The 24,818-nt window shown below is 50.7% G+C and carries 26 protein-coding genes; 13 read left to right on the top strand and 13 right to left on the bottom strand.

Annotation, left to right across the window (positions count from 1 at the left end; translation table 11 throughout):
- Position 1 precedes the first annotated feature (1 nt).
- From pstA to ACNQKP_RS11255, 3 genes are all read right to left on the bottom strand, one after another.
- On the bottom strand, positions 2-919 hold the full coding sequence (gene pstA, locus ACNQKP_RS11245) for a phosphate ABC transporter permease PstA (protein WP_417864819.1): 918 nt from the start codon (positions 917-919) through the stop codon (positions 2-4).
- On the bottom strand, positions 920-1,795 hold the full coding sequence (gene pstC / locus ACNQKP_RS11250) for a phosphate ABC transporter permease subunit PstC (RefSeq protein ID WP_417865069.1): 876 nt from the start codon (positions 1,793-1,795) through the stop codon (positions 920-922).
- Between the two features lie 72 nt (positions 1,796-1,867).
- Complete coding sequence (locus ACNQKP_RS11255; RefSeq protein ID WP_417864820.1) at positions 1,868-2,869, bottom strand: PstS family phosphate ABC transporter substrate-binding protein; 1,002 nt, start codon at positions 2,867-2,869, stop codon at positions 1,868-1,870.
- 123 nt (positions 2,870-2,992) lie between these two features.
- Between ACNQKP_RS11255 and ACNQKP_RS11260 the strand changes: the two genes are divergently transcribed.
- On the top strand, positions 2,993-4,522 hold the full coding sequence (locus tag ACNQKP_RS11260) for a PAS domain-containing sensor histidine kinase (RefSeq protein ID WP_417864821.1): 1,530 nt from the start codon (positions 2,993-2,995) through the stop codon (positions 4,520-4,522).
- Here ACNQKP_RS11260 and ACNQKP_RS11265 read toward each other — a convergent pair.
- Together ACNQKP_RS11265 and ACNQKP_RS11270 are read right to left on the bottom strand one after the other, a co-directional pair.
- Positions 4,516-4,965, bottom strand: a complete 450-nt coding sequence (locus ACNQKP_RS11265; protein WP_417864822.1) for a Fur family transcriptional regulator — start codon at positions 4,963-4,965, stop codon at positions 4,516-4,518. The two genes, ACNQKP_RS11260 and ACNQKP_RS11265, sit on opposite strands and share 7 nt — an antisense overlap.
- Positions 4,966-5,019: 54 nt before the next feature.
- Positions 5,020-5,736, bottom strand: a complete 717-nt coding sequence (locus ACNQKP_RS11270; RefSeq protein WP_417864823.1) for an EI24 domain-containing protein — start codon at positions 5,734-5,736, stop codon at positions 5,020-5,022.
- A 54-nt stretch (positions 5,737-5,790) separates the two neighbouring features.
- Between ACNQKP_RS11270 and ACNQKP_RS11275 the strand changes: the two genes are divergently transcribed.
- Positions 5,791-6,384 carry a histidine phosphatase family protein gene (locus tag ACNQKP_RS11275; protein ID WP_417864824.1) on the top strand — a complete coding sequence of 198 codons (594 nt, stop codon included), beginning with the start codon at positions 5,791-5,793 and terminating at the stop codon, positions 6,382-6,384.
- Here ACNQKP_RS11275 and ACNQKP_RS11280 read toward each other — a convergent pair.
- A complete protein-coding gene (locus ACNQKP_RS11280; protein WP_417864825.1) occupies positions 6,369-8,747 on the bottom strand; it encodes a fatty acid cis/trans isomerase in 2,379 nt (792 codons plus the stop codon). The two genes, ACNQKP_RS11275 and ACNQKP_RS11280, sit on opposite strands and share 16 nt — an antisense overlap.
- 76 nt (positions 8,748-8,823) lie before the next feature.
- Here ACNQKP_RS11280 and ACNQKP_RS11285 point away from each other — a divergent pair, with 76 nt between their 5' ends.
- Both ACNQKP_RS11285 and ydiK read left to right on the top strand, forming a co-directional pair.
- Positions 8,824-9,342, top strand: coding sequence for a hypothetical protein (locus ACNQKP_RS11285; protein ID WP_417864826.1), 519 nt, complete (start codon positions 8,824-8,826; stop codon positions 9,340-9,342).
- Between the two features lie 170 nt (positions 9,343-9,512).
- Positions 9,513-10,628 carry an AI-2E family transporter YdiK gene (gene ydiK, locus ACNQKP_RS11290; protein ID WP_417864827.1) on the top strand — a complete coding sequence of 372 codons (1,116 nt, stop codon included), beginning with the start codon at positions 9,513-9,515 and terminating at the stop codon, positions 10,626-10,628.
- Positions 10,629-10,653: 25 nt separating this feature from the next.
- Here the strand turns inward: ydiK and ACNQKP_RS11295 are convergent, their stop codons facing one another.
- Both ACNQKP_RS11295 and ACNQKP_RS11300 read right to left on the bottom strand, forming a co-directional pair.
- Positions 10,654-11,043: a four-helix bundle copper-binding protein gene (locus ACNQKP_RS11295; RefSeq protein ID WP_417864828.1), complete on the bottom strand. Its 390-nt coding sequence runs from the start codon at positions 11,041-11,043 to the stop codon at positions 10,654-10,656.
- Positions 11,044-11,052: 9 nt separating this feature from the next.
- A complete protein-coding gene (locus ACNQKP_RS11300) occupies positions 11,053-11,238 on the bottom strand; it encodes a hypothetical protein (protein ID WP_417864829.1) in 186 nt (61 codons plus the stop codon).
- 298 nt (positions 11,239-11,536) lie between these two features.
- Between ACNQKP_RS11300 and ACNQKP_RS11305 the strand changes: the two genes are divergently transcribed.
- The 5 genes from ACNQKP_RS11305 to ACNQKP_RS11325 all read left to right on the top strand — a co-directional run bounded on the left by ACNQKP_RS11305 (position 11,537) and on the right by ACNQKP_RS11325 (position 16,190).
- Positions 11,537-12,001, top strand: coding sequence for a hypothetical protein (locus ACNQKP_RS11305; protein WP_417864830.1), 465 nt, complete (start codon positions 11,537-11,539; stop codon positions 11,999-12,001).
- Positions 12,002-12,109: 108 nt separating this feature from the next.
- Positions 12,110-12,877, top strand: coding sequence for a hypothetical protein (locus ACNQKP_RS11310; RefSeq protein ID WP_417864831.1), 768 nt, complete (start codon positions 12,110-12,112; stop codon positions 12,875-12,877).
- Complete coding sequence (locus ACNQKP_RS11315; RefSeq protein WP_417864832.1) at positions 12,874-12,996, top strand: hypothetical protein; 123 nt, start codon at positions 12,874-12,876, stop codon at positions 12,994-12,996. Before ACNQKP_RS11310 ends, ACNQKP_RS11315 begins: the two co-directional genes overlap by 4 nt.
- A 201-nt stretch (positions 12,997-13,197) precedes the next feature.
- The gene (locus ACNQKP_RS11320; protein ID WP_417864833.1) at positions 13,198-15,480 is read left to right on the top strand and encodes a tail fiber domain-containing protein; all 2,283 of its coding nucleotides are present in this window, start codon (positions 13,198-13,200) and stop codon (positions 15,478-15,480) included.
- Positions 15,481-15,590: 110 nt separating this feature from the next.
- The gene (locus tag ACNQKP_RS11325) at positions 15,591-16,190 is read left to right on the top strand and encodes a hypothetical protein (RefSeq protein WP_417864834.1); all 600 of its coding nucleotides are present in this window, start codon (positions 15,591-15,593) and stop codon (positions 16,188-16,190) included.
- A 59-nt stretch (positions 16,191-16,249) separates the two neighbouring features.
- Here the strand turns inward: ACNQKP_RS11325 and ACNQKP_RS11330 are convergent, their stop codons facing one another.
- The 4 genes from ACNQKP_RS11330 to pheS all read right to left on the bottom strand — a co-directional run bounded on the left by ACNQKP_RS11330 (position 16,250) and on the right by pheS (position 20,748).
- The gene (locus ACNQKP_RS11330; protein WP_417864835.1) at positions 16,250-16,792 is read right to left on the bottom strand and encodes a MerR family transcriptional regulator; all 543 of its coding nucleotides are present in this window, start codon (positions 16,790-16,792) and stop codon (positions 16,250-16,252) included.
- Positions 16,764-17,096, bottom strand: coding sequence for an integration host factor subunit alpha (locus ACNQKP_RS11335; RefSeq protein ID WP_038451770.1), 333 nt, complete (start codon positions 17,094-17,096; stop codon positions 16,764-16,766). The genes ACNQKP_RS11330 and ACNQKP_RS11335 overlap by 29 nt, the downstream gene beginning before the upstream one ends.
- A gap of 188 nt (positions 17,097-17,284) precedes the next feature.
- Complete coding sequence (gene pheT / locus ACNQKP_RS11340) at positions 17,285-19,726, bottom strand: phenylalanine--tRNA ligase subunit beta (protein WP_011164115.1); 2,442 nt, start codon at positions 19,724-19,726, stop codon at positions 17,285-17,287.
- Positions 19,723-20,748 carry a phenylalanine--tRNA ligase subunit alpha gene (pheS, locus tag ACNQKP_RS11345; protein WP_417864836.1) on the bottom strand — a complete coding sequence of 342 codons (1,026 nt, stop codon included), beginning with the start codon at positions 20,746-20,748 and terminating at the stop codon, positions 19,723-19,725. The genes pheT and pheS overlap by 4 nt, the downstream gene beginning before the upstream one ends.
- 111 nt (positions 20,749-20,859) lie before the next feature.
- Between pheS and ACNQKP_RS11350 the strand changes: the two genes are divergently transcribed.
- Genes ACNQKP_RS11350 through ACNQKP_RS11365 form a run of 4 tightly spaced genes read left to right on the top strand, consistent with a single transcriptional unit; the run spans position 20,860 to position 24,027 of the window.
- The gene (locus tag ACNQKP_RS11350; RefSeq protein ID WP_011164113.1) at positions 20,860-21,726 is read left to right on the top strand and encodes a 16S rRNA (guanine(527)-N(7))-methyltransferase RsmG; all 867 of its coding nucleotides are present in this window, start codon (positions 20,860-20,862) and stop codon (positions 21,724-21,726) included.
- Positions 21,726-22,853 carry a winged helix-turn-helix domain-containing protein gene (locus tag ACNQKP_RS11355; protein ID WP_417864837.1) on the top strand — a complete coding sequence of 376 codons (1,128 nt, stop codon included), beginning with the start codon at positions 21,726-21,728 and terminating at the stop codon, positions 22,851-22,853. The genes ACNQKP_RS11350 and ACNQKP_RS11355 overlap by 1 nt, the downstream gene beginning before the upstream one ends.
- Complete coding sequence (locus tag ACNQKP_RS11360) at positions 22,850-23,263, top strand: hypothetical protein (RefSeq protein ID WP_011164111.1); 414 nt, start codon at positions 22,850-22,852, stop codon at positions 23,261-23,263. The genes ACNQKP_RS11355 and ACNQKP_RS11360 overlap by 4 nt, the downstream gene beginning before the upstream one ends.
- 8 nt (positions 23,264-23,271) lie before the next feature.
- Positions 23,272-24,027, top strand: a complete 756-nt coding sequence (locus ACNQKP_RS11365) for a TrmH family RNA methyltransferase (RefSeq protein WP_011164110.1) — start codon at positions 23,272-23,274, stop codon at positions 24,025-24,027.
- Positions 24,028-24,064: 37 nt separating this feature from the next.
- Here the strand turns inward: ACNQKP_RS11365 and ACNQKP_RS11370 are convergent, their stop codons facing one another.
- Positions 24,065-24,802: a DNA alkylation repair protein gene (locus tag ACNQKP_RS11370; protein WP_417864838.1), complete on the bottom strand. Its 738-nt coding sequence runs from the start codon at positions 24,800-24,802 to the stop codon at positions 24,065-24,067.
- Positions 24,803-24,818 lie beyond the last annotated feature (16 nt).

A 24,818-nucleotide genomic window follows, 5' to 3' on the forward strand; every position in this document is an offset into this window, starting at 1 on the left:
ATTACCACTTCATCTTTTTACGGAAACGGGAGCGCAGGTAAATCGCCCCACCGTTCATAATCAAAGTCATCACAAGCAACACCACACCCGTGGCGGCCGCGTTCACATGGAACTCCGGCTGAGGCCGTGACAACCAGTTAAACATCTGAATCGGCATCACGGTGAATGGATCCATGAGCCAGTTAAAGTTCAAATAAGGGAACTGCCCGTCAATCGGCGGTGTTGGCAAAAACGCAATAAACGTCAAAGCGCCAATCGTGATCAGCGGAGCGGTTTCACCGATCGCACGGGACAATGAGATGATCACACCCGTCAGAATACCACCGGAAGAATAAGGCAGAATATGATAGCGAATGGTCTGCCACTTGCTGGCCCCCATCGCGTAGCTCGCCTCACGGATGGTGTTCGGGATCGCACGAATGGCTTCACGCGTGGTCACGATGATGATTGGCAGAACCAATAACCCCAAAGTCAAACCCGCGGTCAGAATACTCTGACCCAGCTTCAGCTTGTAAACGAACAGACCCAGCGCCATCAGACCATAAGTGATCGATGGGATCCCCGCCAAGTTGATGATGTTCAATTCAATGATCTGAGACACCCAGTTTTTCTTGGAGTATTCTTCCAAGTACACACCAGCCGCCACACCCAACGGAATGGCACAAACCGCGGTGGTCACCATGATCAGGAAAGATCCGACCCACGCCGACAAGATCCCCGCTTTTTCCGCAAAGCGCGAAGGGAAGTTGACGAAGAACTCCGCATTGATACGCGGAATCCCGGTCATCCCCAGATCCACAATCAAGGCCAGCAAAGTCACCAAAGCAAAAAGCAGCGACAACAAACCCATCAGGGCAAAAGCAAAATCCCACATCTGACGGCGTTTGATATTCGCCAAAAGTTCCTGACGTGATTCCATCTACTCTTTCTCCTGGAACTTTTTGCGCAGCCACAGGCCCACGATATTGAAACACAAGGTCAGCACCAAAAGGCTTAGGCCCGCCACGTAAATACTCTGATACCCGATCGAACCGTGAGGCAAATCGCCCAAGCTGACCTGAACGATAAAGGCTGTGATGGTCGCCGCAGGTTCCGTGGGATTGATGGTCAGATTCGGCTGCATACCAGCGGCAATCGCCACAACCATGGTTTCACCCAAAGCACGGGAAATGCCCAGAATGTAGGCAGAAGTGATCCCCGAAAACGCCGCCGGAATCACAACCCGGAAGGCCGTCTGCATGCGCGACGCCCCCACGGCAAAGGAGGCCTCACGCAGGTGATTGGGCACCGAGCGCATGGCATCTTCACTCAGACTGGAAACATAAGGAACGATCATCACCCCGATCACAATCCCCGCACTCAGGACATTGAAGCCACCTAAATTCGGAATGATCTTTTGCAAAAGAGGCGTCACAAACAACAAAGCAAAATAACCGTACACGACGGTCGGCACAGCCGCGAGAAGCTCCAAGACAGGTTTTAAAATTTCGCGCGCCGAAGGACGAACGTATTCACTTAAGAAAGCGGCTGCCACTGTGCCTAATGGAATCGCCACCGACAAGGCAATCACGGTGGAAAGCAAAGTTCCACTGAGCAGAGGCAAGATGCCATAACGGGCATTTTCAAAAAGCGGAGTCCACTGCGTGTCGGTTAAAAAGTCTTTCAGGGACACATGCGCAAAGAACGGCATGCTTTCAGTCACCAAAATACCGACAATGCCGACAGTGACCAGAACCGAGGAAGCCGCCGCCAGGAACAGAACCGTTTCGATGGCTCTCTCCCTTAAACGACGCATCCGCCGGACCGGGTGGTCGGCGGATGTGAATTCAGAAAGTTTTCTAAGTTGGCTTTTACTCACGTGGCTAAACTACAACGAACCTTCACGTTTCATCAACTCTTCAATTTTCAAACCCACTTCAGAGTGGCCGCCAAAGACGGTTCCCAGCTTGTTCTTTTTAACGTGGTCTTTAACCATGTCATAAGCCTTGGCTGGAAGTGGAACGTATTTCACCTGAGGAACGATTTCAAAAGACTTGCTGATGTAGAAGTTCACGAACTCTTTCACTTCAGCTTTGGCCATGGACTTTTCGCTGACGTAGATGAAGATCGGACGAGACAATGGGAAGTAAGAACCGTTCTCAACCGTCTCACGGCCTGGAAGCACCGCTTCGTTTTTCTTAGGGGCTTTGTCGCCACCTACGATAGCTACGACTTTCAGCTTAGCTTTGTTCTCTTCATAGTACGCCAGAGGAACATAGCCCAAAGCGTAAAGATCGTTGGAAACACCTGTCACCAGAGTGTTGTCATCTTCAGAAGCCGTATAGTCACCGCGGGAAGACTTGGATTTACCAACAACGGCTTCAGTGAAGTAGTCAAAGGTACCGGAGTCAGAACCTGCACCGTACAATTTCAATTTCTCTTTTGGCCAAGCTGGGTTTACGTCAGCCCAGGTGTTGATCTTACCTTGAGCGCCTGGTTCCCACATTTTTTTTAGTTCAGCCACGGTGATGGACTTCAACCATGTGTTTTTAGGGTTTACCACCACAGCAGTAGCGTCATAAGCGATTGGAAGTTCCAAGAACTTGATGCCCGCTTTACGGCAAGCTTCGATTTCAGAGGCTTGAATTGGACGGGACGCATTTTGAACGTCTGTTTCACCACGGCAGAATTTTTTGAAGCCGCCGCCTGTTCCCGAGATACCCACGGTCACGCGCACTTTACCACGCTGGGAGGTTTGGAACTCTTCCGCCATCGCTTCGGTGATTGGGAACACGGTGGACGAACCATCGATTTTGATAACTGGAGCTTGTGCGTGCGCCAAAGCCGCGCCCATAACAACAGACAAAGACACTACAAAGTTGGTCAACATAAAATCTCCCTATGGATTTATGAGACAAACTCTAGCACTATGATATTGCGCTGTATTGTTAAGGTTTTATTATGATTTTAGCCGTTTCGCGTTACCAAAACCTAGGATAGACTAAATAAATCTATGATTACAGACCTTCTAAAAGACCAAAATACTCTGCTAGAGAAGATCAACAAAACGATCCCCAACAGCGTCTATATTTTTGACCTGAACGAAGTCAATATGGTGTGGTTCAACGACCGGGTGAAGGATCTGTACGGATACACCCTGGCCGAACTTCGCGCCCTGGGACCGGAATACTACGCAAGATCCATGCATCCAGACGACATCCCCGTCTTGAATGCCGCCATTGAAAAATCCCGCACCCTGAAAGAGGGCGAGGTTATTTCCATTGAGTACCGCTTTAAAGATCACAACGGGCAGTATCATTGGATCAACGACCGCATCACTCCGTTTTCCCGAGATGAGAAGGGAAACGTCGCCACTATTTTAGGCATCGCCACCGATGTGGACGACCGAAAAAGCTATGAAGAAACCCTGAAAAAGACCATCGAGAAAATGAACCTGTCCCTGTCGGCCGCCAACATGGGCACGTGGGAATGGGATATCGAAAAAAACCGCCTGCAATGGGACACGAAAATGTACGAGATGCATGACGTGCCGGTGCTGCCGGGATTAAACCCTTTGGATGAAGTCTGGAAGCGCGCCATTCGCGAGGATATGGAAAACGTCAATCGCCGCATTCAAGAGGCCGTTGAAAACCGCCAGGATTTCTATGTCACTTACCGCGTGACCCATTCCAATCAGCAAATCCATCACATCAAATGTTATGGCAAGTTCATGACCAGCACCGGCAGCCCGCGCATGTACGGCGTGGCCTGGGATTCCACTGAAGAATTCCAGACAGAACGCGAAATGGCGGAAAACAAAGCCAAGCTGATTTCGTCCACCAAGATGGCCGCTCTGGGCGAGATGTCCGGCGGTATCGCGCATGAGATCAACAATCCCCTCACCGTCATCCAGGCCCGCGCCTTTCAGCTGCAGCAAATGGTGGACTCTGGCAAAATGGATCCGGCAAAAATCAAGCAGGCCGCCGAAAGCATCAGTCGTACCGCCGACAAGATTGCCCGTATCATCAAATCCCTGCGCTCTTTCGCCCGGGAAGGCACTTACGATCCGTTTGAGGTCATTCCGTTAAAACAAATCATCGAAGAGACTTTGGAATTCTGCCGCACCAGATTTTACAATCATGGCGTTGAAGTCGAAGTTGGTGAAATCGATCCGGAACTGGAAGTGGAATGCCGCCTGATTCAGATTGAGCAGGTGTTGCTGAATCTTTTGAACAACTCTTTTGATGCCATCAGTGACTTACAGGAAAAATGGATTCGCATCAAAGTTGTCGAGCAAGTCGACTGCATCGAAATCCGCGTGATTGATTCCGGCAACGGGATCCCGGAAAAAATCGCCGAACAGATCATGCTGCCGTTCTTCACCACCAAGGAAGTCGGCAAAGGCACAGGCCTGGGTCTAAGTATTTCTGCGGGTATTATGAAAAGCCACAAAGGCGAATTGATCCTGGATCGCCAGGCACCGAACACGACATTTGTGGTGCGTCTGCCGCGCTGGCAGGAAGAGGAAGCTCTCAGCTATTGACAGCGAGAGCACACGCCAAAGAAATCCAGGCGGTGGGCCACTTGTTTGTATCCCATCGCCTCAACCATCTTGATATGCTGATCCAGATCACAGATATGCAAAGGTTCAACCCGCTGACAATGACGGCAGATCACATGATGATGGTGATGGCCGGACTCAAGGGTCAGTTCAAAGCGCGCGACACCATCGCCAAATTCCAAACGTGAAACCAGGGCGGCTTCTTCGAATTTTTTTAAGATACGATAGATGGTCACCAGATCCATGCCGTCAGATTTGTCGTCGATCTTTTTGAAGATCTCATCAGCGGAAATTGGCTCGGGATGGTGCAAAAGGATCTTCAGCAATTGACTGCGCTGCTGGGTCAGCTTCATCCCCGCTTTACGCACTCTCTCGTTCAGAGAGTCGATATCAATGTTCTTCCGATCATGGCTGCACTTTGTCATACCCTAGGAGATACACCAAATGCCGCCCAAAATCCACTTTCCGGGCAGGAAAATTCACTTTCGGCGCTCTTCCAGGGCGTTTAAGCCGTAATAGGTGTAGCTCAAAGCCGATATAATGGGGACGAAGAAAAAAGCCAGGGGAATATATGAGAGGAGTCCTAATAAAAGACCCATCAGGTACAGGGAGCCGGATTCTTCCGATTCGATACTTTTACGCTCTTCCCTGGAGGCATAATCCTGAAGAACGTCATACAAAAAGACCTTTTTGTTCAACCACGCCGTCAGCACCAACGGCACCAGCAGCTGACAACCCGGAATCAGCCACAGCGGTAAAGTCACCATAAAGGCCACCACAAACAAGATCGTGGCTTTGACCGTGTTCCAGACACTGCCCGCGACAGTTCCCCCACGGCGCTTTTCAAGTGTGCGGTAGTCCTGATCCCCCACCCATTTCAGCACTATCGGCATCACAAACACGGATACAATCAAGACCGAAATCACGTAAGCCAACGGAATAAAGATCATCACGAGGAAAAGCATCGCCAGCCACAACGCCAATTCAGTCAAGCCCGTGACCTGTTGCACCCACTGAAAGCCCCAAAGATTGCCAATGACGCCGGCAATCCCCACGGTCCATGCGCTCCAGTAAACAATGAACAAGACCAACAGCACGAAAACTGTGACGATTGGAGGGCCCAGAATCAAAAGAAACATCCGCAATCGCAAGAGAGATTCAAAAGCCTGTTTCAGAGCGCGAAAAATGTTTTTCATATCCTGATTTTTTCTCTTTCCGATGCCACTGGCAAGTGCTTCAATAGAGCCATTATGCGAAAAACCATCCATCTCTTCCGCCATGGGCTCACCGACTGGAACTCGCAGCTTCGCCTGCAGGGACACACAGATATTCCTCTTAACGAAGAAGGCCGGCAGCAGGCCTTGAGTCTGCAATTGTTCTTCCGCGACAATCCGGTTGAATTCTTTGTCAGCAGTGATTTACAGCGCGCTCAACAAACGGCCCACATTGCCAATCATCATCTGGCAAAGCCCATGCTGCTGCAGCCGGGCTTTCGTGAAGTGAATATGGGGAAGATTGAAGGCATGACCCGCGAAGCTGTCGCGCAAGAGTACGGGCCCCAAGCCTGGGAAAAATGGGTGTCGGTTGATCGCAAGCATTTTGATTTTGCGTTCCCGGATGCTGAAAACACCTGGGCCACGGTAGAGCGTTTTTCTGCTGCCTTGACGGCTTTGTGCGAACAGCATGACTTTGACAGTATTGGCCTATGCACTCATGGCCTGGCGATGCGCCGGTTCCTGCACTCTTTACGACCGGACATCACCGAAAGCCTGCCCACTCCGAACTGCGTGGTTTACACGGTCGAGTGGGACTCTGAAAGCAAAGAGTTCTATTTTATTTCGTAACGGGTCAGATCCAGATAGCCGAAGTTCACCGGATCTGACTTTTTCATCGCGACGTGCATATCATCATAGAACGACCAGAACCTGGCGTTGCTGCGGCGAAGGCCATAGCGGGAAACCAGGCTCTGATAATCCTCTGCGGACTTCATTCCACGCACCTGAATGACAAACGCCGGCAACTCATTTTCTTTCACGTTAAAGATCATATTCGGGTAAGAACCCCACACCCCTTCACGCACCGTCAGGGTGTCATTCTTGGGATCCATGCGCAAAGACTCGCCCAGAATCCACGAGATGTTTTCGTGCTCTTTGTTGTGAATGAGCGAGTATATTTTCAAACCTTTGGCGGTCTTGATATTTAAAAGAGCCAGATCCGGGAAGAACTGGGAAAACGGCGATGAAGCCTCCGCTTTCACTGCGGCGATCTTACGAAGTTCTTTGTTCAGTCCCCGCACTTTCCACTGATCCTGCATACTGTCGGGGACTTCCAGATTCTTCCAGTTGATAAAGTCCCATTCGCCACGCACCGACTCGTTTTGATGGAAGAACAGCACCTTTTGCACAAACTGCTTTTTGGTGTGGTTGTCTTCGTTAAACTTGATCCCCGTCGGCTCGGCCGAACCCACCGTCGGGAAGACATAGGCCATTTTCGCCTGCGCCAACAACCCACGATACCACGCACGACGATAGCTCAGGCGTTCTTCCGAAGGCAGGAAGGTCAGGAAAAGCTCTTCAGCCTCCATGCGAATCATGTCCATGTATACCCGAGTCAACAATTGATGAGACACATTGCCGAAGACATCAAAGTTCACCACCAAGTTATAAACCAGTCGCTCGAACAACGGATAATCGAGCATAAAGACGGTCTTGGACAAATCCCCCACAGCCCCTTTCATCACCACCGCATTGTCATCGTGACGAAGCACAGTCAGCGTGGCATTGGGATTAAAGCCCCCGCCATCCCAGACGTCCTTCAGGGTGTATCCATCAGGACGAAGCTTGGCGAGTTCTTCCGTGCGAAGTTTGCGATAGTTTTCGCGATGGTCGACCAGTTTTTTATAAAACAGCGGTGTTTCTTTCACATCCACATCACTGCCCCACACGCCCGGCATCATCAGAAGATTCGCAGCTTTGTCGGCGTATTTCTGCGACAGCACCATGTTGTCTGAAGAAGGGTTCAGGAAGAATACATAGAACTGCTCCTGAATGGAGTTCACCGCCATGCTGCCGTTGCACACCGGGCCTTTGATGAAAGTGCTGACCTGGTACTGGGCATCGTCGAGCAGGAACTGATAACGGGCCTTCACCGGAATGTCTTTAAAGGCCACAAACGGATTTTCCGCCACACCGGCCTCATAGCTGGGAAGTGAAGAAACTTTCCAGCCCTCGGCCAGGAAGAGTTCTTTATAGCGGGCCAGCTTTGCCGGACTCCATTGATAAGGGATGTGGGTCTTTTTTACGACTGTGCCTGGGAATTTCTTAAGACAGTACCAGAACTTCTTCATCCCCGGATTGTCATTGGGACGACGAGTGGCGATTTCTTGAATTCCCAAAGCGCAGGCTTGCTTTGAACGCACCAGTCTGAAAAATTCCTCTGATTTCTCCGGAAAATAAATATGCGCCAGGAAAAGATGTTCGTACAGATAACGACTGACCAGCTGCTGGCGAAGATTTTCCTGATTCAGGAATTCTTCCCACTCACGCACCTGACTTTGTAATTCTGCAGACGGAGTGTTCTGGCGCTTTAATTCATCCGCAGCCGGGCCCGGAGTGCCCGCTTTCACCCAGTCCCTGAGGGTGGCAAGCTCGGCGGCGTTCAGAGCCGGGAATCCGTACGGCATCCCCAACTCGGGCGAATTCTTGGCCAAAAGCTGATAGTCCGTCATGGTCTGCGCGCAGACTTGAGATTCGGAAACCTGCTTGGTGATCTTCGCATTTTTCGCTGTGGTGCGTAGCTGTACGATCTGGAAAAACAGGTTTTGGTCAGGATCTTTACTGGTGCTGACCTCGTAGAACCCGCGTTTACGCCACTCGTCCGCATGGGCATCAATCCAGATACGTGAGGGCTCAACACTTTTCAGGCGAGTGCCATCATAGACGTTTAATTTGTTCGCGCCCCTCTGAAACCCCTCGAAATTCTGCAAATTCAGCTGGCAGGGAGCATTAAAACAACTGTGGCAGGCCAGACAGCGATTGTCAAAAAGCGGCTGGATTTTGCGGGAATAAAGAGTTGCTTCAGCTATGGTGCCGGAAGGCACCTGCGCACTGCCCGCTGCCGCAGCTGCTTCAGCTCGCGTGCCTGCCGGCACTCCAGCTCTGCCCGCTGCCGCGGAAAAACAAACTACCAGCATCAGAATGAATTGCATAAAATGGGACTCCCTGTGTATTCTGCAAATATAAAACTCTTTCTTGATTAAAGGAAAGATAAAGACGAGGTCGCCTATGCAAAAAATTCCGTTCCAAACAGTGCAAAATTCTATCGACAAAATCTGCAGCATTACGGAAGAAAGCGACCTGGAAAAGGCATCCCAGCATCTTTTTGAGGTTCAACCGGATCTTGCCGGCTTCTTTATGGAGTTCATTGAAGACATGAGCGAAGGCGCTCAGGATCTGGGCTTCATGATGGCTTTGATCCTGAACCGTTCTTTTGAAGAACAGTACCAGAACCTTCGCGCGATGAACGAAGATGAAGTTGTTGAGCGCTTTGAAAAGAACGAAGCTGAGTTCGAAAAGTATCTGCAAATCAACGATGACATGATCGCAGACCTTCAGGACAAAGCTGCGCAAGCAGGTCAGCCTGAAATTCTGAACTACATCATCGAAGAGCTGTTCATGTCCCCGGAACTGGAGCCGGCTTTGGAAGCCAATGAGCAGGTTCACCTGTTCATCGTGTGCAAGTTCTTCGTGGACTGCCTGAATGATCTGGCTAACGAAACGGCCCCGGAAATGATCCGCCACTAGTGGCTCACCACTAAGACTTTGAATTCCCAAGGCGTCTCTCGCTGAGACGCCTTTTTTTTTGCATGAACTTCTTTGCTGCCATTCATTCCCATGTAATTTACCAAAGCCCCACGGGCCGTTTGATTTTCCGGGCCTTCAAGGTTGCCATGAAGGAATGCGGGAGGATCTTCATGACGCCAACGACAGACCTGACCAAGACATTGTTAAGCACTCTTTTTATGGGACTGCTGGCGGCGATTTCTTTGTGGGTGGTTTTGCCTTTTCTGCCGGCGATGATTTGGGCTGCCATGATCGTCATTGCCACCTGGTCAACAATGCTAAAGCTGCAGGGTCGATTCAACAACAAACGCTTTCCTGCGGTTTTGACGATGGCCTTGCTGATGACTGCGATCGTGATCATTCCTTTGGCGGCAGCTTTGTTTTCGCTGGTCACGAACCGTCACGTGATTGTTTCCGGCCTGCAGGACCTGGCCAACACTCAACTGCCACCGGCGCCGGAATGGATTGAAAAACTGCCCCTTGGCGGGCCCCGTCTTGCGGCCCGCTGGAATGAACTGGCAGCCACCGCCCCGCAGGATCTGATGGAAAGAGCCAAGCCCTATTTGCATCGGGCCTTCGAGTGGATTGTCGGCAGCGTTGGCAGCATCACCATGTTGGTGGTCCACTGCATTCTGACGATCATCGTGGCTTCGATATTTTATACAAACGGAGAAAAAATCGCCCTCTCCTGCCGCACCTTCATACGCCGCCTTGCCGGATTGCGCGGAGAAGAAGCCTTAAGACTGGCCACCCAATCCGTGAAAGCCGTCGCCATGGGAATTATCGGCACGGCTCTGATTCAAACCGCCCTTGGCGGCATGGGGGCCTGGCTTGCCGGAGTTCCCAAACCAGGTCTGCTGACCGCCGTGATTCTGATTTTCTGTGTGATACAGCTGGGCCCGTTACTGCCTCTGCTTGGTGCCGTGGCATGGCTCTATTCACAGGGTCACAACACGGCTGGAACAATTCTGTTGGGATGGGCTGTCGCCGTGGGACTGATGGATGGTTTTGTTCGCCCGATTCTGATCAAACGCGGGGCGGATCTGCCATCGGCCGTCATCACCGTGGGTGTACTGGGTGGAATGATTTCCTTTGGGATCGTGGGACTATTCATTGGTCCGGTCATCCTGGCCGTCACCCTGCGCCTTTTAAGTGCGTGGATGACAGAGGATACCGAACCCACTGTCTTCAAGCGAGTCATCGACAAACCTGTTGAGTCACCTCCGCCGCCGGAGATCAACCACTGATCCCCAACAGCGAAGCATCGTCTGGCTACAATCGAGCTGACATCTGGGAAGATTTCACCCGCACGGTCATGCCCGCCATGCCACGGCAGTGTTCTGCACACTTGCGGCAGATATCGGCGCATTTGATGACAATCGGCTCTTCCGGAAACTTTTCACACTCCAAAGCGGTTCGATTGCAGATCTGAAAACACAGTTCCGCCGCCTGAGGGGCAAAATCGGCTTCAGCCATTTCCATGCGCGCGTGCAGATCACAGGTGTCTGCACAAAGCTGCAACAGCGACGTCAGTTCAGTCTGCGCAAAACGCATTCCGTGATCCTGCACGTGATTGAGCGTCTCCAGACACACACGGTACGTTGTAAAACAAAAGTTGATACACTTCGCCGTATCACTGTCCTGCAAAGGATTCGTTCTCATAAAGCCCCCCTAGGCTCGTGGATTCTTTTTGGATGAAGACACGTTCTGAGACTCGCGGCTTTCGGTTTCCTCCTCGCGGTGATCTGCAGAGTGATCCATCTGCTTGCTGCGACTGCGTTGATGCTGAGCTTTCAAGGCCCCGTCGAAGCGCTTGCTTGTTTGACTAAAACCTTTGTTCTTATGATGACCAGACATGCTAGCCTCCTTTGTTCAAAAGTTCTCTTCTAGGATAACAAAGTCGTTTCATGACGGCGTAGCGCAACCCCAAAAATTGCCGGTGGAAATGATAAGAATCAGAAGTGCCCTCCATTGAACCTGCCATCTGACATCATGGAAAAAGTATATCGTTCTTGGACAAACCGACTGTTGTCCGTCGACACCCCGGACATGCCCGCACTTGTCCGGGAATCTTTCTTTAGACATTCAATTCCCGTTGAATCCTCGCGGAAACTGGTGGAATCAAGGCTCATCAAACAAACCAAAAGGAGAATTTATGAAAAACGTATTCGCAATGATCGCTTTGTTGATTTCCGCTTCTGCTGCATCCGCTCACACCGCCGACACTTCCTGGGAAGTTCTAATGGCCGATACCAACCTGAAAATCGACGCTCCAGTTGTATTCATGGGTCACGCCGTTGACTACACATTCGTTTGCGTGGATGGAAAAATGCTTAGAACCAAAAAAGCGGTTGCTCAAAGAGAAACTATTTTCATTGGCAAAAATCGCTCTAAAGAAGTGATCACTGGTTACAAATACCTTTACACTCCAATCAACTACACACGCACAGTTTCTGACTGCAAATACATCGGTAAAAACCGCGAAGTTTGCACGGACAAAGTTATTTCCGGCACTTACCCACTGACTGTGAACGTGAAAGTTTCCCAAAAAATGAGCTCTCGCAACGACACTTACAAGTTCTTGTTCAACAAGGCTTTGACAGTTCCTTCCTGCCACTAGTCTGCATTTTTCACCCGGGGCTTGCACACCAAGCCTCGGGTTTCATTTTTGAAACTTGCCAAACGCCGACGCCCCCAATACGTCATTCGGAAAAAAGCGAGGTCGTGCATGCAGGAATCCACCGCATCAATTCAGGATCAAGTCAGCCAGGATATTGGCCGGTTTTTGCAACGCCACAAAGATCCCCGCAAAGGCCTGACTCAGCTCTCAGCCAAGACGCGTATCCATACCAAGACGTTGAAACGCCTGATATTGAAGGAACACAACCCCACCTATCAGACTTTGTACAAGCTGTATTCCTGCCTGACAGGAACTGCAGATCTGGGACAGATGCTGAATTCAGCTCCCGCATTGATTCAGGAAAAACTTAAACGCACCGACCCTCAGCTTAAGTCATCGCCATTGCATAAGTACAACGTCAGCGTCGAGCAGGAGCTGATCAAGGACCCGTGCTTCTCAGAGCTCTACGTTCTTGCGGACACCCGTCCCTTCGATAAGGGTTTCGTCAGAACCCGTTTCGGCGAATACGGAATGGAAATTCTGGAAAAGATGAAGCAGATGAACGTACTTCGCCAGTTGGAAAACGGCCGGTACGCCCTGGGCAGCAATCGGTCCACTTTTTCCGCAGATGCCATTAAATCCGTGGGCCTGCGACTGACGGAAAAGTACTCAAAACCGGCCCGCACCGACGAAAACTACGCCAACTATATGAATTTGTTTTTTGAATCCATCAACGAGTCCACCTATCGCAAGTGGCTCGATATCGATGTGCAGGCCTTCCAGGACAAAATGCGTCTGTTGGAAGACCCCTCGTCGCGCGGATCGTTGCCAATATTTATGTTCAATGTGATCGACACTCTTCAGGAGCCTTCATGAAATACTTTATCAGTGTTCTTTTACTGGTTGTTCTATCGGCCTCACAGGGCTCCGCCCGTGGAGGAGGCGCTGCGGGCGGATCCGGAAGTTCCTCCCCGAAGAACGGCAGTAATAAATAAATCGAAACGGATTCGCGATGGTCACCCATCGCCTTTTCGGGTCAGCATTTTCAATCTAAAAAAATGTTCTCATGTTTTCCATTTTTACCCTCTTGAGTATCCCTCCCTTTACCCTGTGCCGAGGGCGGGGTTTCATTCACGGATTGGTAATTTGGAAAATAAACATTTAAAATTTTTAACTGCTAAACCGACAAGTTTGGCATGTTTAGAAAAACTGCCTTCATATTGCCCGTTCTATTTTTTTCTGTTTTGGCGCAAGCTGCTCCGAATACTTTGACCTATCAGGGCCGCATTCTTAAGTCCGATGGAACTCCGCTGGAATACAACAATGTGAGCTTCCTGTTTGAAATCAAATCTGAAGACGGCCTGTGCGTTTACTATCGCGAACAGAAAAACGGCGTGAACATGGCAAGCTCCAAAGGGGTCTTTGATGTCCCACTGGGAACTGGCACCAAGCTCTTCCCCACTTCTGGCAGTGTGGGCTTGAAGGAAGTCTTCGACAACTCCACCACATTGGATTGCGCTGATACCAGCAACAACGTCGCCAGTCAAAAAGGTCCGATCGCAACTCAATCCCGCCGTTTAAGTGTTCAATTCCACGACGGCACCGGCTGGATGCAAATCAGTCCGGACAATGAGATTCGCTCTGTGCCTTATGCGCACTTTGCATCGTCTGCTTTGAAACTGGGAAATTATTCTGCCACGGACTTTGTTCGCACCAACACGCTTCCGGGTGCGGCTTGCACTGCCGGACAAGTTGTCTTTTTTGACGGCACCAACTTCACCTGCGTCACGGACGCGGGGGGAACCGGAGTTGTTTCAGATGTTCTTGCCGGGACGGGTGTTTCTGTCACGGGAACAGCAACAAAAACAGTGACCGTGAACTACGGCACCACCGCCGGAACCGCCGCGCAAGGCAACGACAGCCGTATCACGGGTGCCTTCCAGACCTCAGCCAACCTGGGCGGTGATCTGAGTGGCACCCTTCCTAACCCCACCGTTGTCAAAATCCAGGGCGTGAGTGTGGCTCCCACCACGCCCCAGGCAGGACAAGTTTATCGCTATGGCACGACCGAGCTTGAACCCGTTTTTTTTGGCGTTGATGATCTGCGCACCTCTGCGGGGCTTGCACAGTTTGCAACATCTTGTACCGCCTCTCAGACGCTAACTTGGTCCGCGGTGACCGATGCCTTTGCCTGTTCAAACATCACAGGCCTGGATGCCGGGGTGATCACGACAGGAACTATTGATGCCGCCCGCTTGCCTTCTCCTGCTTTCCCTTTACGCGGCTCCGGGGGCACGGCGGCCCAGCCCAGCTATTCCTTCACCTCAGATACGGACACTGGAGTTTTCAGCACAGGCAATGACTCCATTTCAATTGGCACCGGGGGCACAGCCCGCTATACCATCACAAACAAAAATCATCGTCTGGGCGACATGGGCTCCGGAACAAACAGCCCCTCGGGCTTTGCTTTTGATTCACGCTATTACGGCGGCAGCAGCAGCTATCACACCGGACGCTTTACAGTCAGTGGCAGCAACACTTTCACCGCCAATTCCAGTATCTCAGGACCTGCGGCCGGCATCACAAATACCGTCTCTGGCACCGTCGCCGTGAGTGGTGATCAGGGCGCGTTGGAAGGAACCAGTTTTATGAACGTCTCGGGAGGCTTTACCGGATCAGCTTATGGCGTTCGTGGCACAGTCACACTCAGCACTCCCAGCTCAGTCCCTGCTACGACTGTTGCGGGACTGCAAACAGGTCTTTGGGGACTGGTTAAAATGGGCAACATTGAAAACCTTCCCGCCGCGCTTAAAGTCAACGCCATCACCTCGGACTTTCTGTTGGAAGGCGCTACTGGCAAAGGAATTACAGTGGATCAAGGAGCCGGTTTGGAAATCAGATCCAGCATTTCCTCGTTCGACACTTTAAATCAATTCACCGGGATTGTGATTCGCTCTCCAACTGGTACAGGCACGATCACCAACAAATATGCGATGCTGACAGAAGCCAACGCCGGTTCAGTCGGCATCGGCACCCTGACGCCGGCTTACATGCTGCACGTGAATGGTACGGCTGGTGGCACATCCTGGGCCAACACTTCGGACCGCCGCTTTAAGCGCAATATCGCAACGATTGACTCAAGCCTTGAAAAAGTGCTGCAGCTGCGCGGGGTGACCTATGACTGGAGAACCGACGAATTCCCGCAAAAGAACTTTGAAAAAGGCCAGCAAGTGGGTCTGATCGCCCAGGAAGTTCAGGCTGTATTCCCGGATGTGGTCACGAAAGACAACGACGGTTTCCTGGCAGTTCAATACGCCAACTTGGTGGCACCTTTGATTGAAGCGATGAAAGAGTTCCATGCAAAATGGAATTCAGAAAATGCAGTTTTGAAAGCTGAAAATGCCGCCTTAAAAGAACAGGTCACTTCCCTGCAAAAATGGGCCTGCAGTCAGGATCCTACGGCCGAATTCTGCCAGTAAATAAACAGCCATGTCCGGTGGTTGTTTATTTACCCCGCAAAAAGGCCTGAACCGTCAAAAACCAATGATTGTTTATTTTTCTTCGTTACAATAGCTACCACGGAGGATAAATGAAACACCTTATTGCAGCCCTTGTTCTTACCACTTCAGCCAATGCTTTTGCTCAAACGACGCCAGCGTCGGAATCTGTGCCCCAACCTTCTGCCAGCGACTTGAGAAAACGCACTCATGGTATGAGCTGGGAAATGACCAGCAGCAACACAAAAACCAAAAACAAAGACACCGACGTCGAAACGGAAACAACTTCCACCGAGACAAAGTTTGGATATCTGTACAACTTCGGCAGATTTGAGCTAGGTGGCGCATTTGCCTCCTCGACGGACAAGAACGAAGACACGGGCGACAAGTCGACCGCAGGATCTTTTGAATTGATCGGCCATGTTAACATTCTGAAGAATGAGCCCGGGGAAGATCTGGTACCTTATGCCGCCTTAAGCCTCGGAAGTGTCGTGATAGACTCTGACACAATCGACGCCAAAGGAAGCACTGCAAGTCTGGGCTTCGGTTTGAAGTGGTTCCCGCTTTCAGAAATCTTTGCACTGAAAGCGGAGCTCGGTGCCGGGTCGGCCACCATCAAAGACAACAACTCTGACGTGGAGCTGGAAATGAAGGCGACTTATTTCAATGTCGGCTGGGCCTTTTACTTCTAATTGCACATTCAAATTCAAGAAACAAAAAAGGCCTCTTGCGAGGCCTTTTTCATTTTAAACTATTTGAAAATCTGACGGACTCTGCGGATATCCAGGATCAAGTCCTCCACCGCTTCGCTGATGCCCTCAAGCTTGTGGTACACTTGAGTCATGTCCTTTTCTTTCTTCACGTGAGCTTTCAGCTCTTTCATCGCGTTGCGTGCGCCTTCGATAGAGAAGCGGTCACGGTGCAGAAGCTTTCTGATCAACAGCGCGTTTTCAACATCTTTACGAGTGTACATGCGCTGGTTGTTAGAGGCTTTTTTCGGACGAAGAACTTCAAACTCTGTTTCCCAGTAACGCAAAACATATTGTTTGATGCCCAGGATCTCAGCCACGTCGCCGATCTTGAAACCCATTTTGTCCGGGATGGCATTGATTTCTTCCAGAAGCTTCTCATCACACAGCATCGCCGGGATGGAAATCGGAGTCGCCGCCGTCACAGGAACGGAAGTGGCTTTTTCGGTCTCTTCGACAAAATCAATATGATGATCCCCTAGCGACAGCTCGGAGCTGTCAGCCTCCAGGGACGGATTACTCATTGTCGTCGTAGTCATCATCATCGTCCTCATCTTTTAAGTGAGCGTACTCTTCACCGTTCAACATCGCCTTCAAAACCTGAGACGGACGGAAAGTAAGAACACGGCGTGCAGAGATCTTGATCTGCTCCCCGGTTTGCGGGTTGCGACCAATACGCTCGTTCTTGCCACGAACAACGAAATTACCGAAACCAGAAATCTTAACTTTTTCGCCATCTTGAAGAACAGTCTTCAAGGTGTCGAAAACAAGTTCCACCAATTCAGAAGCCTCTTTCTTGGAGAAACCGATCTTCTGATATACGTTCTCGACGATATCGGCCTTAGTCACAGTTGATTTACCTAAGTTCTGGCCTGCCATAATAGTCATTCACTCCAAATAATTTATCTTCAAGTGCTGCTTCAGCTTGCGTGCCTCTGGCACTCCAGCTCTGCCGGCGGAGCCGGGCTTCAGCTTCCGCAGCTACCGGCTGAAGCCGATACATAAAGCCTAACAACTAACTGAAAACAATCAAGAATTTATCTCACAGAAAGGTCAAAATTCTTCTTCAGACTCTCTAGAATCTTGGTTGTTGTCTCGTTAATCTGGGTTTCTTGCAGTGTGGCATTTTTATCCTGCAGCCAAATACGAATCGCTACGGATTTTTTGCCTGCTTCCATCTTCTCGCCTTCGTACAGGTCAAAGACGTCCACGTTCAGAAGCAAACCTGCTCCGGCCTTGCGGATGTCTTTCAGGACATCGCCGACTTTCAGGGCTTTTGGCATCACAAAGGCGAAGTCACGCTCCACGATCGGGAACTTGGACACGCTTTGGATGCGGTATGGACGAGGCTGACCTTTATAAAGCTGATCCAGATCCAATTCGGCCAAAGCCGCAGGAACACGGATCTTATTGTCTTCAAGCAGAAGCGGATGAAGTGTGCCGATGAAGCCCACTTTCTTACCTTCCACCAAAAGCTGTGCAAACTGCCCTTGATGCAGGAACTCTGGAACTTCGGACTTATTCGCCGGAGTCACCCAGGTGTAAGAAGAGATATTCAAAGACTTCAAAAGAACTTCAACTGCCGCTTTAAGTTCATAAACAACCGGATAATCCAGGGATTTGTTCCAAAGGTTGCTTGCGCGACCCCAGATAGCCATCCCGGCACGGCTGCCTTCCGCAAAACTTCCGTCATCCTTAACAAAGAACGTGCTGCCGATCTCAAACAGACGACCCTGCATGTTGCCGGAGTGGAAGTTATGGTTCAGGTTTTTGAACAGACCAAAGCTCAAAGAGCTTCTCATCACATCCATTTCCTCATTCAGAGGATTCAGGATGCGGATTTCCTTTTCAGTGGCTGCCAGACCCGTCGCTTTCAAGGCCTCCAAAGAACCCAAGAATGCTTTTTGAGCTTTGGAACCAACAAAGGCAAAGTTCACCGCTTGCTGGAAGCCCTCACCACGCAACAGTTCGCTGGTGGTACGGTTTAACATGAAAGTCTTGTCCTGGAAGCTTGGAGCTGCCGCCAAAGCCGGCAATGCCTCTGGAATATGCTCATACCCGTTCAGGCGAGCGTACTCTTCAACCAGGTCCATGTCCTGTTCGATGTCGAAACGGAAGGTCGGAGGAAGCACCGTGAAGGTCTCGCCCTTTTTGTTGATTTCACAACCCAGACGTTTCATGAAGTCGACGAATTTGTGTTCTTCAGCTTCATAACCCAAACGGTCAGAAACCGTTTTGATGGTGATATCCACCGGCGCTTTTTTCACCGGATTTGGATAGAAGTCATGATGATCAGCATAAGCTTCGCCACCCGCCACTTCCAAAATCAAAGCCGCGGCACGGTTCAAGCCGCGCAAAGTTCCATCTGGATCCACACCGCGGGCAAAGCGGTAAGAAGAATCCGTGTCGATACCGTGCGAACGTGAAGTTTTACGCGCACTCATCGGCAGGAAGTAAGCCGCTTCCAGGAACACTTCGGTCGTGGAATCAGAAACGCCCGAGTTTTTGCCACCCACAACGCCCGCCAGACACACCGGATGGTTCACATCACGAATAGTCAATTCAGCGCCGTTCAGAGCGATTTCAGTTCCGTCCAGAGTGATGAATTTTTCACCAGCAACGGCACGGTCCACGATGATTTTTTTTCCGTTGATGAAAGCCGCATCAAAGGCGTGCAATGGCTGTCCCAGCTCCAACATCACGTAGTTTGTCACGTCCACGATGTTGTTGATGGAGTTCATGCCCACGCTTTCAAGGCGCGCTTTCAACCAGGCAGGACTTGGTCCCACTTTCACACCCTTCAAGAAACGACCCGCGTAACGAGGGCACAGATCGAAGGCTTTGACGTCCAAAGCAATTTCAGACTTGCTGGATTTGCCATTGGTTTTAAGCTCAGAGGAAGGCACTTTCAGCTCTTTCCCGAACAAAGTGGAAACCTCACGTGCCAAACCGAAGTGCGACAGACAGTCTGCACGGTTCGCCGTCACTTTCAGTTCGAAAGTCACGTCGTCATAACCGCCGTATTCCGCATAAGCTTTACCCACCGGAGCATCCGCAGGCAAAATCGCAATGCCTTCCGATTCCGTCGCCAAGCCCAGCTCTTTCAAAGAGCACAGCATGCCGGCAGAATCCACTCCGCGAACTGCGGATTTTTTAATCGCAAAATTGCCTGGCAGTACTGCCCCCGGCAACGCCACGATCACCCGGTCACCCGCTTTGTGGTTTTGTGCGCCACACACGATCTGGTGAACCACGCCCTCGCCCGTGGAAACACGGCACAGGGAAAGTTTATCCGCATTCGGATGTTTGTCTTTTTCAAGGATGTGACCAATCACCACGTGATTGAAGTCCTTCGCGCGATTGGTGATTTCTTCAACCTCCAAACCGCCACGGGTCAAAGCTTCCGCCAGCACTTCCGGCTTTTGGAAGAATTCGGTCACATCAACATAATCATGGAGCCATTTTAAACTGATCTTCATTTTACAAACTGCCTTAAGAATCTTACGTCGTTTTCAGGGAACAAGCGGATGTCTTCGATGCCGTACTTGATGATGGCCATACGCTCAACACCAAAGCCGAAGGCAAAGCCCTGCCACTTAGGATATTCAATTTTTGCCGCCTGGAACACTTTCGGATTCACCAGACCGCAACCGCCGATTTCAATCCAGCCGCTTTGTTTGCACAAAGAACAGCCTTTGCCTTTACAGATCGGGCAAGAGCAATCCACTTCCGCAGAAGGCTCGGTGAACGGGAAATAGCTTGGACGGAAACGGGTTTTCAGACCCGGACCGAAGAACTCACGCACGAAGAAGCTGATCGTCCCTTTCAGGTCCGCCATGGAGATTTTCTCATCCACGCACAAAGCTTCAATCTGATGGAAGTTCGGCAAGTGAGAAATATCGCTGTCACAACGGAACACCGGACCCGTCCCGATCACACGCAATGGAAGTTCTTCATTTTCCAAAGAATGGATTTGAATCGGAGACGTGTGTGTTCTTAAAACGTGGGTTTTGTCGACGAAGAAGGTGTCCGCCATGTCACGCGCGGGGTGATCTGCCGGAATGTTCAGGGCTTCAAAGTTATAATAATCCTTCTCGATCATCGGACCTGTACGGATGCTGTAACCCAGACGGGACATCACGGTGAAGATTTCTTCCACCACGATATTCACCGGGTGCGCGGTCCCCTTTGGCTGGGAGAACGCCGGCAAAGTCATGTCGATTTCCTCCGCCGCCATTTTGGCAGAGATCTCTTTCTTTTTCAGAGCGTCTTCTGCTTCGGTGTAAGCGGCTTCCAGAAGCTGCTTCACTTCATTTACTTTTTTACCAAACAGAGGCTTTTCCTCTTTCGGCAAAGAAGCCATTTCTTTCATGATTTCAGTCAGGGACCCGCTTTTACCCAGGTACTGAACTTTCAGATCATAGAGGTCTTTGGAGCTGGGGGCCGCATTAAAGGCCGCCAGGGCGTTATCTTTGATGGAATCAAGTTTGGTCGTCGACATAGGTTCTCAATATCCCTCCGGAGGCCCGTATTTTCAAGCATTTAGCTTTTACACACGGCGCAGAAAAGACTTGAGGTTTAAGGCCTTTAGACCTATGTTCCCCCGACTGCTATGGCCCATAAGAACAAGACCAACTACAGCCCGTATAAAGCCCGCCAAGAAGCCCGTCATGGGTCCAAAGGCGCTGGCGCACCTCCTGCGACCTCCAACATGGGCCGCCATAAGAAACCAGAGACGATCTATGACATCCATGAGGCCAATGACCGCCTTGCTGATGTCTTCCGCAATCACGGATTTGATCTGGTCAGCCACAGCCAAAGACAGCAACTGGCGCACTTTTACCGCCTTTTGATGCTGAATCAGGAAAAAGAGAACTTCACAAGACTTCTGAAACTTCGTGATGTGGCCATCAAACACTTCATCGACAGCATCATCATCATGAAATACACCGACCTGCAGTTCCCACTGCTGGACGTGGGCACGGGCCCCGGCTTCCCGGGAATTCCCCTTAAAATCATGTACCCGGATCAACAGATCCTGTTGGGTGAAGGCGTTCAGCGCCGTGTGGAGTTCCTCAAGCATGTCCGCAGTGAGATGAATCTTAAAAACCTCGACATTCTGGGCCGCAATATCAACAAACATTGCGTTTATCCGGTTCGCGGCGCCATCACCCGCGCTGTTGAAGATATCGGCAACACCCTGGGGAACGTGATGAGCTGCCTTGAAATCGGCGGCCGCGTTTACTTCATGAAAGGCCCCGGCGTGGGTCCTGAAATTGAAGCCGCCAAAAAAGACTGGGGCGAGTACTACAAACTGGTTCAGGACGTGGCGTATTCCCTGCCGCAAACTCCGCACGAACGCCGTCTGGTCGTTTATGAAAAAATCAAAAACATGCCTTTGCCGGAAGAAGACGAAGGCGAAGAGCTTTTGATGGACGAGCTGTCCAACGAAGAAAAAAGACGCTGGGCTAAGTACTGATGTCAAACTCCACCCAGAACACTTCATTGCAACTGGCACGTTTGCAGCACCGTAAAGGGGCGCTGCACGAGGCCCGTTTATTGAGTGAAGAAGCCATGGTGGCGGCTTCGGCCCGCGGACTTTCCCAAGACTGGATCGAATCCGCCCGTCTGTACTTCCAATGCTGTCATGAGCTGGAAGAGCTTTCAGAAGCTCAATCCGTGATTGATCAGACTCTCACTTTAAGTCGCAACACTTCGGACGAGCGCCTGCAGGGCATGGCCGAAAACCTGATCGGCTCCTGGCTTTTGGCCAACGGTAAAATGCAAGAGTCCGAAGACTACATCAACTCGGCCATTGCCAAAGCCACGCAAACTGGCGATCTGGACACGCTGGTGCGCGCCCTGTTCACCAATGCAATGACCCGCGCTTTTGAACCAGCCCAATTCGCGCAAAGCCTGGTGCAGCTGAACAAGCTCGACACCATTTTGGCTGAAATGGATAACGCCGAAATGCAGCTGACGTCCCGTCTGTTGCGCACACACATCTTCACACAAACCGGGAAACTGGAAGCGGCGAATGATCTTTTGTGGGACTGCTATGAACAAGCCAAACTGCACGGCTTCCATCTGCTGATTTCCCGTATTCTGGCGCAAATGGCCCATGTGAACCGCGAACTGGGTAACAAAGAAGCTTATCGCATTTATGCAGAGTTGGCGCTGCGTGGAACGGACAAAGCCCGTCTGCCACGCGTTTATAAATTCATCCGTCAAATGTGCCCTGAAGATATTGTTCGCAATGCTCCTCAGTTTGATTTCCAGATCGACGAGGCGGCACGCAGCGTTCAGGAGCGCACCAAGGGCCTGATTGACTTCCGCAATCAGCATATTCTTTTTGACCTGGCTTTGTTGTTCATCAAAAAAGCCGGCACCCGTTATTCCAAGGAAGACTTGATAGAAATCATCTGGCAGCAGGCTTATGACCCTGAACTGCATGACAATCTGATTTACGTTTCGATCAAACGTCTGCGCGCCCTGCTTGAGCCTGACATGGAAAGCCCAAGATACATCCTGCGCGACCGCAAAGGTTATTACTTTAATCCGCAATCATCTGTGCATTTCAGACAATCGGAGGAAGCTACTTTATGAAAACACTCCTGTTAGTAATTCTCGCTGTTTTCAGTATTTCAGCTCATGCCCGCGGCCCGGGTGGTGACCCTGTCATTCCATGGCCAACGTTTGTTTCACTGACTCCGGTCACTTGCGAACAGCTCCAGGGCGACTGGGTGGCTTATGATCACAACTCCATCTGGTTTGTGAATCTGGAAATGCGTGAAGGCGACGCTCTGTCCACGTTGCGCATCAAGTCCCATGCCCTGTTCACGCACAAGGCCACCGGTTGGCTGGAAGCGGACGGTCCGCTGTTCTATGGTAAGATCGCCATGGATCCGACCCACTTCTATGACGTGATTGTCTTCAGAGACCTGGATGGAACCAAGATTCGTATCATCAAAGGTCCGCAGAAATACTTCGACCTGAAACTTTACCGCCGCGAGTAGGATCAGCCGTGATTGAAATCAGCTCTAAAACCAACGACCATTTTCGCCGCTGGAGCGATCTTAGCTCTGCGCGCGGAATTAAAAAGCATTCTGAATTTATTCTGATGGGCGAAAAGCTGATCGAAGAGTTTTTGGAAAACCCGAACTTCCGCATCAAGGGTGAAATCGTGCACGAGGACCTGAAGTCCGTGACGATGACCGCGCCTAAGCTTAAAGGCCAGCGCATCCCGGTTTTCAAACTGCCAAAAGCACTGTTTAACGAAATTGACGTCGTGGGCACGCACTACAATCTTCTGGTTCTGGAACCGAAAGAGATCGCTCCGCTTACAACTGCAAAAGCTGAGGGCCTGGAAGTGATCTCCCCGTTGGGCGACCCTTCCAACCTGGGCGCTTTGGCGCGTTCCTCTTTGGCATTTGGTGCGAGCAAAATGATTCTGACCGAAGAAAGCTGTTCCCCGTACCACCCCAAAGCGATCAAGGCTTCCGCGGGGGCTTTGCTGAAACTGCCGTTGTTTAAGATTGGTAAATTTGCAGACTTTGTTTCCAACAATGATCAGATCTATGCTTTGGACATGAAGGGCGAAAGTGTCGCGAATTTCAAATGGCCTAAAAATGTGCGTATTGCCTTGGGCGAAGAAGGTCCTGGCTTCAGTGGGATTAAGAACCTGCAGCGCCTGTCTGTAGCCACTCAGAGCGTGGAATCCCTGAATGCCACCGTCGCTGGCAGTATTGCGCTGTACAGCTATTCTTGTCAGCACCGCTAACCCGTTCAGTCTTGGCGCAGAAGCGAACTGCGCCTGTTTATTTATTCATATAATGCCTGCGTTTTTCTGCAGGCAGCTTTTCCAGAGAATAGCGCAGCATCGTTCTTGGCATCTTGGCCGCATATTGATCCAGAAACTTCAGCAGTTTTTCTTCGCTGACTCTTTTACCCATCTCCCGCAGCATCCAGCCCACCGCCTTGTGAATCAGGTCGTGCTCGTCCTTCAACAGAAGCTTTGCGATCTTGAGCGTGTCGGCGGACTCGCCATTATAGATAAAATGAAACGTCGCCAACATGGCAATACGGCGCTGCCACAGGTTCTTGGATGTCGCAAGTTTCTGCAAAACAGGACGATCTCGATTCAGCAGATAGCCACCAACAATGGCTGGTGCGGAGGTGTCCACTAGGTCCCAGTTGTTCACGCACTTTGAATTCTTGATATAAAGCTTAAAGATACGGGCTTGTTCTTTTTCAGTGGCCTCTTGAAACTGCGACACCAAAATCAGCAGAGCTATCAGACGCTCTTCGTGATTCGCGGACTTCATCAGACTATCAAGCTCTTTCAAACCAAGGGCGGAAGCATACTTTTTGGCGATTTTACGGCTTTGCGGAACGGTCAGACCTAAAAAGACATCGCCCTCAGCATACTCGCCTTTTCCGGTTTTGAAGAATCTTTGCAAGACGACGGCGCGACTGGCATCCGCATGACTGTGAACGTCCTTTTGCAACTGCGATACCGCTGACAATGCTTGCGAAATGCCTGACTCTTTCTTCATGCTCGCCGCCTTAGAG

Source organism: Bdellovibrio bacteriovorus, from assembly GCF_048286975.1.
GTDB lineage: Bacteria > Bdellovibrionota > Bdellovibrionia > Bdellovibrionales > Bdellovibrionaceae > Bdellovibrio > Bdellovibrio bacteriovorus_H.